Raw genomic sequence first — 15,029 nt, forward strand, 5'->3', positions numbered from 1 at the left:
TTACCAAGCCGTAGTCCAGTAAGCTTTAAATATAGAAGCAGACCATTGTCCTTTAATTAAAGCATTTTTAAAGGCAGGTCTGTTTTCTATTTGAGCCAGATAACGATGTATATGTTTAAATTGGCTGTAATTTGGTGAGCAAGCCAGTAATGGAAACCACATCAAAATATCAGCAGTAGTAAACTGATCTCCGGCAAACCATAAGTGGTGCTCTAAATGTTTATCAATCATGCTCATGTGTCTTTGTAATGATTGGTTGAGATAGCCTTGATCAAATCCATATTTTAAAAACTTTGGGACGAAACGAATTGGAAAAGGCGTGCGTTCTGCAATTTGGTGAAAGATTTGTTTGAGTACCAAATCGGGAATGAATGTCGCCTCAGAATAATTTTTCCAATAATAAAAATTTTGCAGTTGTTGGCTTAATAGGCTGTTCGGACCTAATTGTGGGTGTAAATGAGATAGGTAATCTAGGATTGCTGAGGTTTCAGCTAAGATAGAAGTCTTTCCTTGTTCAATAATTTCGATAGTTGGAAATTTTGATAATTGATGAGGTGAGCTTTTATCTTTGTCTATGCCTGAATGATCTTTAATAGTGAGCTCATAGTTGAATCCTAATTCTTCTAAAAACCAAATAATGCGTTGAGAGCGTGAATTTTGTAAGTGAAATAATCGAATTTGCATGTCATCTTCAAATTATAGTTTTGACCTATTTTTAGTATAGGACATCATTTAATTTTTAAAAATATTAATAAATCAATAAATTATGTTTTTATACAAGAGCAGCTGAATAAAAAGCCATTACCTTAAAAAAGCAGTGGCTTTTTAGTATTTGATATCCCTAGTGAGATTTTAAGTTAGGTTATCGCTGTGAAACGACTGTCTATTAGGTGCCTTTAGAGTTTAGAACGTATAACTCATACCCACTTGAACCGTGCGTGATTCACCTGGATATGCATATAGATTAAAAGCGCTTTCATCATAAACTTTGTCAAAAAGATTTTTCAGATCTAAGTTAATACGAAGTTTTGGTGTTGCCTGATAATAAGAAACCAAATCTGTAACCGCATAACCTTTCATGGTGTAAGTACTATTTGCTGTTTGACCTGCACGTTTATCAATATATTTTTGATTAATGCCCAAACCTAAGCCTTGTAAAGGGCCATCCTGAAATTCATAGATATTTAAAAGATTAAAACTATTCTTTGGAATATTGGCTAAAGCGGTTCCTTTTTGCAGAGTATTGTCTTTAGTCACTTCAGCATCTGTATAGGCATATCCACCAATAATTTTCCAAGCTGGAGTGATTTGTCCCGCAACATTTAGCTCAACACCACGGCTACGAACTTCGCCAGCAGCAACTTTATAGGCTGAATCTACAGGATCGAGAGTTAAGACATTTTCTTTTTTTGCATAAAAAATTGCAGAGTCAACCGATAGCATATTGTCGAGTGTTTGCCATTTAAAGCCTAACTCGTAAGCCATGCCTTCCTCTGGGTCAAATCCCTCTCCATTACGGCTAGCATCAGTGTTAGGTTTAAAAGATTTTGCAGCATTGCTATAGATTGAAAGGTCATCACGGGCTTTAAAAACTAAACCTAAACGCGGAATAAATGCATCATGACTGGTATTCCAGTTTGCCGTATTCGGTAATAGGTTTTTGTAATCATGTTCGTAGTGCTCAAAACGCAAACCCAGCAGTGCACTTAAACGCTTATTTAAATCGATTTGGTCCTGTACAAAAAGGGCTGTTGTTTTTAAATTTTCGCGGTCATGGGTCGTAATATTTTTAAGTTCAGGGAGAGGTTGGCCTAAAACTGGATCATAAATATTGATCGGGTAGTTATTTGACTTAGCATCTGAACGAATAATATATGACTTATAATCATAATTTTCATATTCAAGCCCTGTCACTAAAGTATGAGCTAGACCTAAAAGTTGGAAATTACCTGTTAGATTAATTTGGGCATCGGTATCTTGCCATTTTAATTCGCGATAGTTGTAATTTCGGTTTAAAGTTTCTCCATCAGCCTGTATGCCATTTGCCTCTACCGCATAGCCATGCAATTTGCCATTTAAATATTGCACACCAGCATTTAGCTTCCAGTCATTACCAAGGTCGTGCTCGACTCGTAATTGAGTCATATTGTTATCATTGTAGAGTCGGTTGTTGTATTTACCTGTTTCCCATAAATAGGTTTCGGGTGAACTATTAAAAGACTTCTGGCCTGCATAGCGTGTTTGGCCACGATCAAGCGGATGCTGATTTCGTAAAATATCGGCTTCAAAAGTAACTTTGGTTGCATCAGAAGCTTGCCATTGAATGACTGGTGCAATTCCATAACGTTTAGATTCGACATGATCGCGATAACTATCGCCGCCTTCTGCAATCACATTTAGGCGATAACCGATGTTTTCGGCATTTGGGATAGTACCTGTGGTGTCTACCGTGGTGCGGTATAAACCTTCACTGTTAAGCTGCGCGCCCAAAGTGGTTTGTTGCTCAGACTTTGGTGTTTTAGAAATTAAGTTGAAAGTACCACCTGGGTCACCACGACCATATAAGCTAGAAGAGGGTCCACGTAAAACGTCTACACGTTCAATAGTGTTGCTATCTGGAGCATTTGGATAACCACGGTTAATCGGGAATCCATTACGATAAAATTCACCGCTAGTGAAACCACGAAGGTTAAAGCCTGTTAACCCTTGGCCGCCAAAATTATTAGCACGAGTCACACCGCCAGCTAAATCAAGTGCTTCAATCAAACGTGTCGCGCCAATATCTTCAATTACTTTTTGAGTCACTACACTGACAGATTGTGACGTATCTTTTAATGCGACTTCACTACGTATTGCGCTACTTGAACTATCGACTTTATAAGTTTGGTCAGCAGCTTGTTGGGCTTTAATCTTAATGGTAGCAAGCGTTGTTGATGAACTATTGGTTTCTGCAAAAGCGCTTGAGATACAGCATAGTTGAGCGATGCTCAGGGAGAGGAGGCGAAGCTTAAGATCCATTTAAAACCTTTTTGATAATAAATATCAGTATAAAAATAAGAATTATTATATTGTAAATCTATGTAAAGGAAATACCTGATCCGTGATATATGTGTACAAGTGTATTTTATTAGGAAATACAAATGGCAAAAAATTAAACAACAAGAATTGATTAGTTTAAATAATTATAAATTACAGACTAAAATAGAGTATCAAATACATAGAACAATAGCCTTTAAAATCAAATAAATAATTTATAGCTAGCCGTTTCTAATTGTATTTTTGAAAATCAAAATAGTTTTTATATTTATTTAGGGGAAATTCGATGTTTGCGATTGTTGGTATATTTTTAATAGCCATTATGATATTGGCAATTTTAAATGTTTTAAAGAAAGGGGAAAGCAAAAATAGAAATGCAAAACGTAACCCAATTAAGGGAAAGCGTATTATTACTATGAATGAACAACCTACTTTTATGAAACTAAAGGAAGCTTTGCCTGAATATATTATTTTGGCGCAAGTTGCTTTCAGTGCTTTCATGACAGCACAAGGATACGCGACGCGTAATTTATTTAATCGCAAAGTTGCTGATTTTGTTGTGTTGGATAAAGCATTTAATATAGTTGCTATTGTTGAACTGGATGATTCTAGCCATAAGGGGAAAGAAAACCTTGATGCAGAGCGAGATGCTTTAATTCAAGAAGCTGGTTTTAAAGTCATACGCTATAAACGAACACCAGAATTGGCACAAATACATAGTGATTTTAATATTGCATCGAGTTCATTAGCTCAAGTTTCAATAGAACCAGTTTTAACAAAAACAAAGTTAGTTGCTGATGCAATAATTATTGAGATAGATGATCCAAGTTTACAACCCACTCAACATATTGATGAAGTAAAGTTGAATTCTTGATTTTGAAAATAAGAAATTTATCTCATGAATGATATTTGAAGTGAGATAAAATAATTTGGAGATAGGATTCTTTATAGATAGAAAGAATATGGCGTCCCTACGGGGATTCGAACCCCGGTTACCGCCGTGAAAGGGCGATGTCCTAGGCCTCTAGACGATAGGGACGTTGAGGATGGCGGTATCTTAAGAAGCCGCCACCAAACTGTCAAGGAGGTAAGGTGACAGTTTGTTCAAAATATAGCAAAACAGTTCAGCAGTCTTCTGAGTATCGTACAAAGCAGAGTGTGCTTCTTTACCATCGAACTCAATTCCAGCTTGAATACAGGCTTTAGCAAGCACAGTTTGTCCAAACATAACAGCACTTAAAGTAACCGTATCCATCACTGAAAAACTATGGAATGGGTTTTGGTTTTTTGTGCTTGTACGTGCAATTGCTGCTTGCACAAAACCAAGGTCAAAATGCGCATTGTGGCCCACTAAGACGGCATGTGTACAATGTTGCTGTTTACGAACTTCATTCACCGATTTAAAAATACGGCGTAATGCAGTGCGCTCATCTTCAGCCATTGCAATACGCATTGGATTGAATGGATCAATACCAATAAAATCTAGCGAACGGCGATCGAGATTAGCCCCTTCAAACGGGTTAATATGTGCATGAAATGCTGGACCAGGGACAAATTGTCCCTGAGCATCATACACAATTGGAATGCACGCAATTTCTAGCAATGCATCTGTCTGGGCATTAAAACCTGCCGTTTCAACGTCAACAACAACAGGTAAGAAGCCACGAAAACGTTGGCCAATGACCGGGACAGAGGTTTCTTGTGTCACACTTTTCTCCATTGCAGCGTTTTCCCGGCATGCAGCGGGATAATTTTTTGATCATCTAAATAATCAAAAGATTCTGGAACGAGGTTATCTTCTTTTACCAAAGTAATGGTAGAAGTATTACGTGGTAGGCCGTAGAAGTCTGCGCCAAAGTGGCTAGCAAAACCTTCTAAACGTTCTAGTTTACCCACTTGGTCAAATGCTTGAGCATAAAGTTCAATTGCATTAGGCGCACTATAACAGCCCGCACAGCCACACGCATTTTCTTTTGCATTTTGCGAGTGAGGAGCACTATCTGTACCCAAGAAAAATTTAGGGTTACCGCTCGTTGCAACTTCAAGCAAAGTGGTCTGGTGAGTTTGACGCTTTAAAATTGGCAAGCAATAGAAATGCGGTTTAATACCACCAACCAACATATCATTACGGTTAAATAATAAATGCTGAGGCGTAATCGTTGCAGCGACATTGCGATCTTGTTCTAAAACAAAGTGCGCAGCATCGCTTGTTGTGATGTGTTCAAGTACCACTTTAAGCTTTGGAAACTGTTTTAATAACGGTGATAAAACTTCGTCTAAGAAGCGTTTTTCACGGTCAAAAATATCAACGTGGTTATGAGTCACTTCACCATGAAGTAATAACGGAACTTGATGCTCTTCTAGTTGCTCAATGACCGCATAAACTTTACGAATGTCACTTACACCGTTATCAGAGTTAGTGGTCGCGCCCGCTGGATAAAGTTTAATGGCATTTACATGTCCAGATTCTTTAATTTTACGAACTTCGTCTGGTGAGGTGAAATCAGTAAAATAAAGCACCATACGTGGGTCAAAGTTAAGACCCTCTGGAACATGAGCAAGAATACGTTCACGGTAAGCCAATGCTTCTTCCACAGTTTTTACAGGTGGAACAAGGTTTGGCATACAGATCGCACGAGCAAATTGTTTGGCCAAATCAGGTACAGTACGTTTTAATGCTAAACCATCACGTAAATGTGCATGCCAGTCGTCTGGCTGGAGCAGGGTAATAGAATCCAAGGCAGTTCAAACTTCGAAATAAAACAAATGATAATCGATAAAGTGTGAAAATGGTAACGAGAATTACGGACAAATGGCAAAATAAAGCGGCAGAGGCCTTAAAAAATAATGTTATATTTTGTTAATGTGTAATGGGCAGGAATCAAGTAGTGGTAAATAGGGGAAATGTACATGAATTACTCAAAGCAAAGGAAGAAATAGAATATTTAGTAACTCTACATACCCATCGTTATGCCAACATGCCTTTACCACACCAATTAGAAAAAAAATTCTGGTGTCTGAATCTTGAGCGAACTAAACAAAATATCTCAAAATTTTTAGCAAGTGGTGTTTTAACCTATCTTATTTTTATTTTGTTGGTGTTGCCAACCGACTACTTAGTGATAGGTAAGCCTTATATTACTCTGGACTTTATTCATTGTTTATTAAGTGCAATGAATATTGCGCTTGCGCTCTTACTATTTTGGATTTTTGCCAAATCTAAAAAGCTCTCCGAGCACTTTTATTTTGCTGCATGTAGCATTGTTTTTTTTAGCATTATTACAAGTGCAATGTTGTTGCTAAGCGTCGGAAATATGGCGCTTAAAAATCAGTCGATGTTGCTACTTTCATTTTTATATATGCTTGGGTTTATCTTAAGTGGGATCAAGCCACTACATATGCTGTATGTAGGCTTATCAGCAGCAATATTGGTTTTTATTTTTCTTAATTTACTCAACGTAAATTGTGATTATATTGCACTTGGTCGAGCCTTGTTCGGTACTTGTATTTTAGGTTTTTCAATTAGCACCATGCTTATCTCTAGGGAAAGAAGTCTTTTTTTAAATAATCAGCTTGCTGAACTTAATGAACAAATTTTACGTATTGAGGCATCTGAATTGCTTCATTTAAGCCAGCAAGACGCACTGACTAATATCTCAAATCGACGTACTTTTGATGAGATGTTCGACTTTTTTTACTATCGTGCAAAACAAGAAAAGCGACCATTGGCCGTTTTGTTTATTGATATCGATTTTTTTAAAAATTATAACGATTTTTATGGACATCAAATGGGGGATAAAGTTATCTCATCTATTGCTGCTGCAATTAAAAATTCGATTCGGCATGTTGATTTTGTTGCCCGCTATGGAGGAGAAGAGTTTGTCGTGCTGTTACCGAAAACACCAGCTCAAGGCGCCTATGCAGTGGCTGCAAATATTTATAAAGCGATTGAGCGACAAGCCATTCCTCATGCAGCATCTTTAGTCTCTAAGCATGTCACGATTAGTTTAGGTTTTACTGTCTATACAGAAGGTTTTAAAGTAAATCAGGAAAAATTAATTCAAGCTGCGGATCAAGCTTTATACCGAGCTAAGCAGCTTGGACGTAACCAGATTTATTATCAACCTTTGGAAGTGGCTGAACTTGCGTGAGCACAAATATTTGAAATAAAAAAGCCACCTGTGTCGGTGGCCTTTTATTAAGTAAGAAAATTATTTTTTCTTGCTATCGAGTTGTGGCACAGCAGAACCTTGACCGATTGAAAGCAAACCAGCATCTGTATAGATACCAAGTTTTGCACGTGTATCGGTAATGTCGAGGTTACGCATAGTCAACTGACCAATACGGTCCATTGGCGTAAACATTGAATCGCCTTTTTCCATTGTTAAACGTTCAGCTTCGTACGTTAAGTTTGGAGATTCAGTGTTCATGATGGTGTAGTCATTACCACGACGAAGTTCAAGAGTTACTTCACCAGTAATCGCTTTAGCAACCCAACGCTGTGCAGTTTCACGCAACATAAGTGCTTGAGAGTCGAACCAGCGGCCTTGGTAAAGTAAACGACCTAAACGTAAACCGTTAATGCGGTATTGTTCGATCGTATCTTCATTATGAATACCAGTAACCAAACGCTCATAAGCAATATGAAGAAGAGCCATACCTGGTGCTTCATAAATACCACGAGATTTCGCTTCGATAATACGGTTTTCGATTTGGTCAGACATACCTAAACCATGACGGCCACCAATACGGTTTGCTTCAAGAATAAGCTCTACCGGATTGTCAAAAGTTTGACCGTTTAATGCAACAGGTACACCTTCTTCAAAACGTACAGTCACTTCTTCTGGAGTAATTTCAACTTCATCTTTCCAGAAAGCAACGCCCATAATTGGGTCAACGATTTTGATACCAGCATTTAGGTATTCAAGATCTTTTGCTTCGTGAGTCGCGCCCAACATGTTTGAGTCAGTCGAGTACGCTTTTTCTTTTGACATTTTGTAGTCAAAACCGTTGTCGATCAGGAACTGTGACATTTCTGCACGGCCACCGAGCTCATCGATGAAGTTTTGATCTAACCAAGGCTTATAAATTTTAAGATTCGGGTTAGTCAATAAGCCATAACGATAGAAACGTTCAATATCGTTACCTTTATAAGTTGAACCGTCACCCCAGATGTTTACGTCATCTTCTTTCATTGCAGTAACTAACATTGTACCTGTTACTGCACGACCTAATGGAGTCGTATTGAAATAAGGAACACCACCTGTACTGATATGGAATGCACCACACTGAATCGCAGCAATACCTTCAAGCGCAAGTTGTAAGCGGCAGTCAATTAAGCGAGCTTTTACAGCGCCGTATTGTTCTGCTTTCTTTGGAATTGCATCGTAGTCATCTTCATCAGGCTGACCTAAGTTTGCAGTATATGCATAAGGTTCTGCGCCTTTTTGTTTCATCCACAATAAGGCAGCTGAAGTGTCTAGGCCTCCGGAGAAGGCAATCCCAACTTTTTTGCCTACTGGTACATGCTGCAAGATAGTTGCATTATCAGTCATTGCTAATCCTAACATTTATGAAAAAGACCCCATATAGGCGGTCTTGAGAATTCTGAATGGCGGCTATTGTAGCACTATTCATGGTGCTTTTTTTCGCAAAAAAAGCATTAATTCACTTGTTCTGATTTGAAGTTTTAATTTGATAAAAAATATAAGGCTATTTATAGAATAAGAAGAAGTGAATGAAGTATTGTTCTTTAATAAATGGATTGACCATAAGCTCCGATAAATTTCTTTGCTTGGTCATCCAAAATTATCAAAAAAGTATTAAAGTACTATGCAACAAGTTGCAAAAAATTATTGGGACGCAGCATGACAAGTTACGCCAATTTATTAAAACCATTACATCTAGGCTTTACCACCATTAAAAACCGTGTGGTGATGGGTTCTATGCATACGGGGCTTGAAGACCGTTTTTACAATTACCCAAAGCTGGCAGCTTATTTTGAAGAGCGCGCAAAAGGTGGGGTTGGCCTGATTGTGACAGGTGGTATTTCACCGAACCGTCAAGGATGGTTAGCACCTGCTGGCGGAACCATGAATAGCTTATTTGATATTCCACAGCATCGTCTGGTTACACATGCTGTGCATAAACATGGTTCTAAAATCTTAATGCAAATTTTGCATGCGGGCAGATATGGTTATCAACCGTTTGTAGTGTCTTCAACAGCCATTAAATCTCCAATTTCCCCATTTAAACCACGCCAGCTTTCTGAAAAAAATATTCTGAGCACAATAGAAGATTACGCACAGTGCGCTGACATTGCCAAAAAAGCAGGTTATGACGGTGTCGAAATTATGGGCTCGGAAGGTTATTTAATTAACCAGTTTTTAAGTCGTCACGTGAACCAGCGGACTGATCGTTGGGGTGGTGAAATTGAAAACCGTATGCGCTTTCCAGTCGAGATTGTTAAAACGATCCGTGCCAAAGTCGGTGAGAAGTTTATTATCTGTTTCCGCTTGTCATTACTTGATTTAGTCCATGACGGTAACACCATGCAAGAGGTGGTGACTGTAGCCAAAGCTTTAGAAAAAGCAGGGGTGACTTTATTAAATACTGGCATTGGCTGGCATGAAGCTCGTGTTCCGACCATTGTAACATCTGTGCCTCGTGCAGCTTTTGTCGACTATACTGCTCATGTAAAACAACATATTTCTATTCCGATTATTGCGTCAAACCGCATTAACATGCCTGAAACTGCCGAAGAAATTTTGGCAACTGGCAAAGCAGATATGGTTCAAATGGCGCGTCCTTTATTGGCCGATGCATTTTGGGTAAATAAAACTGCGACTAACCGTGTTGATGAAATTAATACCTGTATTGCATGTAACCAAGCCTGTTTAGACCATGCTTTTAAAAATAAGCGTGTGTCTTGTTTAGTGAACCCACGTGCAGGACATGAAACTGAACTGGTCTATTTAAAGACTAAACAGCCTAAGCGAATTGCAGTTGTGGGCGGCGGAGTAGCGGGTATGTCGGCGGCAACTGTTGCGGCAAGCCGTGGCCATGCAGTGACGCTGTTTGAGGCAACTTCAGATGTGGGTGGTCAGTTTAACTTTGCCAAAGTTGTACCTGGCAAAGAAGAATTTCACGAGACGATCCGCTACTTTAAAGTCCAACTGGAAAAAACTGGAGTAGACGTACGTTTAAATACTCGCGTAAATCGTGAGCAGCTCGAACGCGAAGGTTTTGATGAAGTGATCGTTGCAACAGGTGTAATCCCTCGTGCATTAAAAATTGAAGGAAGTGATGCACCACAAGTCCTTTCATATGCTCAAGTTTTGAAAGGGGCAGAAGTCGGGCAAAAAGTTGCAGTGATTGGTGCGGGTGGTATTGGTTTTGACGTGTCAGAGTTTTTACTTAAACCGCCACATCAACCACAGCCTCAACCTTTGGCTGATTGGCAACGTGAATGGGGGGTAGACCCAGATCCGAACTATGTTTCTGAAGGTGGTATGCAGCCGCCAGAAGTTGAACCAGCAATCCGTGAAATTTATTTACTACAACGTAAAACAACACCACTTGGTATTGGCCTTGGCAAGACTTCGGGTTGGGTACACCGTGCACAGCTTAAAAAGCATGGTGTGCGTATGCTACGTGGTGTGCAATATAAAGCAGTCACTGATGAAGGACTTTGGATTGAGCACAATAGTCAAGACCAGCTTTTACGTGTCGATACGATTGTGGTGTGTGCAGGTCAAGAGTCGGTAAAAGACTTGATGCCAAAAGAAGGTGAATCGACTATAGCGAACTACCATATTATTGGTGGAGCAAAGCTCGCAGCAGAGCTAGATGCGAAGCGTGCGATCAAAGAAGGAGCAGAATTAGCTGCTCGATTGTAAAATTGATGAAACAATATGCACTTGAACACAAAGCGATGATATTTTTCTTGAATAAAATGAATAAGCTTTGTATTCTTACGCACATGGAAGCGTGGCAGAGCGGTTTAATGCACCGGTCTTGAAAACCGACGAGGGTGTGAGTCCTCCGTGAGTTCGAATCTCACCGCTTCCGCCAAATTCAAAAAGCCCCTGTTAAAAACAGGGGCTTTTTTTATATCTATTATTTTACCCCTCATCTTACCCTCCATAAAAATTTGGATTGTGTTAGACAGATTTTGATTTCAGTTTAATTTTATATTGTGTAGTTAATGCACCATCATAATGGTCAATATCTTGTAATTGTTTGATGAATTCTTTCGAGGTAACTATCGCTGCTATATGTATAATTATGGGTAGAATAGCGCCTTATAATACTGATCTCTTTGCATCCCTAACTTGCAAAGTAAAATCGCCTGATATGTACCGAATTTAAATTAATAGATATGGATAGTTCATGAATTTAATAAATCACTGTAGTAAGTTATTTCTTGCAATTTTTCTTATGATTAATCTTTCAAATACATATGCAGCAAAGATAGAGGCTGTAGATGCGGAAGTACAGGAGAGTGCTGTAGATGCAATGGAAGCTGCTGGAGCAGAAGCTGTAAAGGCTGATGGAGGGGAGACTGCATGTCGTGCTGACGAGGCGTGTGATGTTGCATCTGCTGTTTCTGAGGATGAAATGTACGGCGGCATTCAACAGGAATATGTCGTAAAAGGCTGTAAGGTAACAATCTATAACGATGGGCCAGTGAAAATGGTCAATGTAAAGACGGATCAACCATGTGATGCCCCACTTCCTAAAGACCATAAATTTTCTAGATAGACTCTGTGTACCTATAAATTATTTTGTGCGCCTTTAAAAAAAGTTTTAGTATTTAGACTCATAGAAATTTGGATTGGGTTGAGCTGATTTAGATTGGAGCTTAATTTTATATTTCATAGAGTCTTGTGTCTGAATCCTGATTTTCTACTATTTAATATTTAGCATGCTGTTTTTTCTCAAAATCATGAACCATTCGAATACGTTCTTCGGTTGCGGGATGAGAGGATAAAGCATCAAGAACAGCTGTAGATAATTTATTAGCTGAAGATTCTTCTTGAGAAGTTGCTGGGTTGGACTGATTTTTTTTATCGATACTTTCTTCTGTTGTATCGCTTAAACGTTGTAAGAGATTTGCAAAGTGTGAGACTTCGATATGCTTCCTATCCATCAGCTGTAAAGCATATAGATCGGCTTCGGACTCAAATTTACGTGAGTAATTTGCACCAATCATAGCGGCAGGTAAGGACGTAAATAAGTCTGAATTATCTCCTGTCATTGCAATGTATAATACACTTAGGCCTAAACTCGTTAACCCTTGTTGCAAACTATGGCGATAAACCAAATGGCCTTGTTCATGGGCTAATACGCCTAAGATTTCCTGATTCGTATGCGCTAATTTGATCAGTTCATCTGTGATAATAATCGTATTATTGGGTAGCGCCACAGCATTAGCCCCTAACTGATCGCCTTTACGAAACACTAATTTAGCTGGTTTGTTTTCAGCAACAGTATTCAAATATTGTTTAGTAATTTGATCTTTTTGAGTTTGTGCTAATTGGCTGGGTGCAGTCCAATTATTTAATACATAATTCTCGGCTTCATCACCTAGTTTCTTTAAAGTATTCTCAGGTAATTGAAAAGCAAGATAATGGGACGTTGCTGGAACCCCCCATTTGACTAGACTGATCGCAAACGTAATCACAAAAATTACACTAAAAAGAATAAGACCCGGAGAGCGTTCAAATTTCCAGATCGAATGTTGAACCTTTTTAGTTGTGTAATTAAACCATTCAGGTAATGCACTATGAAATTCAATCCGTGCATCATCAGATAATTCAATTACTGGGTGTAACTGTCCCAGCGCACCAATCAATTTCATATCAGTATATTGATAATGACGCTGAAGTTCTAATTGCTCACCATACCGAATTAGAACTTCAGATTCAGATTGAGCTGAAATCTGAGCAGGGTATGGTTTAGAAACTAGGCCATCATAGAAAGTGATATCTACTGCGTGGGACATAAATTATTAAACTCAGATTATTATAAGGAGATGTCGATATCAAAAATATCACTGATTTCTTCAGCTAAAGCACTTTGCTCTTGTTGAGCTAGATTCATCATTTGATCTGGATCATCTAGTAAAATTAAACTCATCGATTCAATCTGATATTTGTGAATACGAACTGCAGCCCAAGCAGACATTAAACCTATGGTTAAGATTTTTACAATCCAGTTCGATGCTACAATCCATGCAAAACGCCATTGGTTACAGTCTGTTTTAAATTGACTGTTTCCAACTGTAGTATTGTTCCATGTCGTAATAAAAATACGTGCAGCAATTAATGGATAAATAAATAATCCAATAAATGCATATACCGTAAATATTCCGAAGAATATAGCGTTTGGTGAGAACCCAGAAATTGTTCCTGCCATAGCAAAGTAAATGATTGAAAAAATAGCAATTATACCAATTGCAATAAAAACTGGTATATAAACTGCAGCCATATATGCAGACCATTTCGCGTTTAATTTAAAATTTAATTGTCCAGCATATAAGTTGTTAAGATAATATTTTTTATATAGCCAAATAGCTACAGGTGTAAAGATTCCTAAAGTGAAAATATATACCAATATACTCAAAAGAAAGACTTTATAAGATTCTTTTATCGTTCCACCAAAATAAAAACGTGCGTTGCCGAACTTACTATTTCTTGCAGTAAAACGCAAAGTAGCGCGAATTAGCCAAGGTACTGCTGCATATAATGCAACTAGTCCAACCACAGTCGCAATCATTGAATACTGGGATGAAATTGCAAATACGACGTAAATCCCTAATGCAATTAAACGTCCAATCAAAATCTTGGTTGGAATGCCTGTAAAATCAAAGCGGCGTTCAAAAAATTCTGTATTACCATAGAAATAGCGTAAGCGACGAACTTTAGCCCAAGGCGCATATAAGCTTAAGGTAATAATAGTCAAAAGAATATTAACGATCCAGATTCCAAAATACTCTGAGGCATTCCCATGAAACTTAAAATGATGAATTCCTGAGTGTGAAATTGGTGGAGTTGTAATATTTTGATCCTCATTTACATCTTGAGGAAGAGAGGTTAAAGCTTGGTCTTGCATTTTATTCTCTTTATTGAAAATATATGATCTTGATTGAATGTAATAGATAATTAGAAAACTATTGAGAATATTATATGTTTTTTATAAATTGAAATAAATAGAATGAAAAGCAAAAAACTATTTTTACCATTATATTCTTATTGAGTTGTTTCGAGCAGCAAGCTTATCGCGAGAAGTATAAATAATAGGTTTAAAGGCATCGGTGACTTATTGTGATTGTAAATTTAGTAGTAATTCTAAGAAAAACTTTCTACATCATTAATTTCATCATTTACCATTTTTTATATTCTAATCTTACCTGTTAAAACTAATATATCTATATAAAATTCAATCCCGTTATAAACCCCAATTTAACAATAACTCTTTCATTATTTATCCTTACTTTTTAATGATCTAATTTAAAACAAATGTCATTTTGTGTGCTTGACTGAAAGAGAGTTGAATACTATTCTTCGCATGCTGGCCACATTGCCAGCCGGTTGTCGCAGACCGGGAAAACAAAGTCGATATGCAAAATTCTTATTTTGTGTGTCGGGAACTCGTTCGCCCCCTTTTTCTCTACGGTAGGGCGGAAGGGGGACACCTTCGGGTGTGCTGGTTCCTTTGTTTCCAGTCTGCGAACCCCCTTTCGTTCTGCCACCATAATTTTAATGATTTGGCAGAACTCCCAATAAAAAAGGAGTTGGCTTTGCACATTCATTATTTCTTGGCAGCCTTTGCCAAAGTCTATATCGACACAACTTAAAAATTTAAAGCAGCTTGATGCCCTTTAGGGTTCTCAGGCTTTAAGTCATTACGGCTCAAAAACTTGCATTAACTATAAAACTTGAGATGTGCCAAGCACCGTCTTACGGCTTTGCTGTGCTTTTTTTCTCCCA

At 38.1% G+C, this 15,029-nt stretch carries 11 protein-coding genes and 2 tRNA genes; 5 read left to right on the forward strand and 8 right to left on the reverse strand.

What is annotated here, in order from left to right:
• The gene (locus RFW85_RS10470; RefSeq protein WP_170248940.1) at positions 1–684 is read right to left on the reverse strand and encodes a glutathione binding-like protein; all 684 of its coding nucleotides are present in this window, start codon (positions 682–684) and stop codon (positions 1–3) included.
• Positions 685–903: 219 nt separating this feature from the next.
• On the reverse strand, positions 904–3,018 hold the full coding sequence (locus RFW85_RS10475; RefSeq protein WP_170248942.1) for a TonB-dependent siderophore receptor: 2,115 nt from the start codon (positions 3,016–3,018) through the stop codon (positions 904–906).
• Between the two features lie 304 nt (positions 3,019–3,322).
• On the opposite strand from RFW85_RS10475, the gene RFW85_RS10480 reads away from it, so the two are divergent.
• Positions 3,323–3,910, forward strand: coding sequence for a DUF2726 domain-containing protein (locus RFW85_RS10480; RefSeq protein WP_170248943.1), 588 nt, complete (start codon positions 3,323–3,325; stop codon positions 3,908–3,910).
• Between the two features lie 89 nt (positions 3,911–3,999).
• Here the strand turns inward: RFW85_RS10480 and RFW85_RS10485 are convergent.
• The 3 genes from RFW85_RS10485 to pyrC all read right to left on the reverse strand — a co-directional run bounded on the left by RFW85_RS10485 (position 4,000) and on the right by pyrC (position 5,775).
• Positions 4,000–4,075 (reverse strand) — tRNA-Glu (locus RFW85_RS10485).
• Positions 4,076–4,093: 18 nt separating this feature from the next.
• Positions 4,094–4,756: a ribonuclease T gene (gene rnt, locus RFW85_RS10490; protein ID WP_002117536.1), complete on the reverse strand. Its 663-nt coding sequence runs from the start codon at positions 4,754–4,756 to the stop codon at positions 4,094–4,096.
• Positions 4,741–5,775, reverse strand: a complete 1,035-nt coding sequence (pyrC, locus tag RFW85_RS10495) for a dihydroorotase (RefSeq protein ID WP_005070491.1) — start codon at positions 5,773–5,775, stop codon at positions 4,741–4,743. Before pyrC ends, rnt begins: the two co-directional genes overlap by 16 nt.
• A gap of 149 nt (positions 5,776–5,924) precedes the next feature.
• On the opposite strand from pyrC, the gene RFW85_RS10500 reads away from it, so the two are divergent.
• Positions 5,925–7,187: a diguanylate cyclase gene (locus RFW85_RS10500; protein WP_170248974.1), complete on the forward strand. Its 1,263-nt coding sequence runs from the start codon at positions 5,925–5,927 to the stop codon at positions 7,185–7,187.
• A 60-nt stretch (positions 7,188–7,247) separates the two neighbouring features.
• Here the strand turns inward: RFW85_RS10500 and argG are convergent, their stop codons facing one another.
• Positions 7,248–8,606: an argininosuccinate synthase gene (gene argG, locus RFW85_RS10505; RefSeq protein ID WP_014206117.1), complete on the reverse strand. Its 1,359-nt coding sequence runs from the start codon at positions 8,604–8,606 to the stop codon at positions 7,248–7,250.
• A 297-nt stretch (positions 8,607–8,903) separates the two neighbouring features.
• On the opposite strand from argG, the gene RFW85_RS10510 reads away from it, so the two are divergent.
• The 3 genes from RFW85_RS10510 (at position 8,904) to RFW85_RS10520 (ending at position 11,799) form a co-directional block, all read left to right on the forward strand.
• On the forward strand, positions 8,904–10,934 hold the full coding sequence (locus RFW85_RS10510) for an NADPH-dependent 2,4-dienoyl-CoA reductase (RefSeq protein WP_309171500.1): 2,031 nt from the start codon (positions 8,904–8,906) through the stop codon (positions 10,932–10,934).
• A gap of 85 nt (positions 10,935–11,019) precedes the next feature.
• Positions 11,020–11,109 (forward strand) — tRNA-Ser (locus tag RFW85_RS10515).
• 366 nt (positions 11,110–11,475) lie between these two features.
• The gene (locus RFW85_RS10520) at positions 11,476–11,799 is read left to right on the forward strand and encodes a hypothetical protein (protein ID WP_309171520.1); all 324 of its coding nucleotides are present in this window, start codon (positions 11,476–11,478) and stop codon (positions 11,797–11,799) included.
• A gap of 151 nt (positions 11,800–11,950) precedes the next feature.
• Here the strand turns inward: RFW85_RS10520 and RFW85_RS10525 are convergent, their stop codons facing one another.
• Positions 11,951–13,042 carry a M48 family metallopeptidase gene (locus RFW85_RS10525; RefSeq protein WP_309171501.1) on the reverse strand — a complete coding sequence of 364 codons (1,092 nt, stop codon included), beginning with the start codon at positions 13,040–13,042 and terminating at the stop codon, positions 11,951–11,953.
• Between the two features lie 20 nt (positions 13,043–13,062).
• A complete protein-coding gene (locus RFW85_RS10530) occupies positions 13,063–14,151 on the reverse strand; it encodes a YjgN family protein (protein WP_032056794.1) in 1,089 nt (362 codons plus the stop codon).
• Positions 14,152–15,029 lie beyond the last annotated feature (878 nt).

Source organism: Acinetobacter sp. 12966 (genome assembly GCF_031196995.1).
Lineage (GTDB): Bacteria > Pseudomonadota > Gammaproteobacteria > Pseudomonadales > Moraxellaceae > Acinetobacter > Acinetobacter geminorum.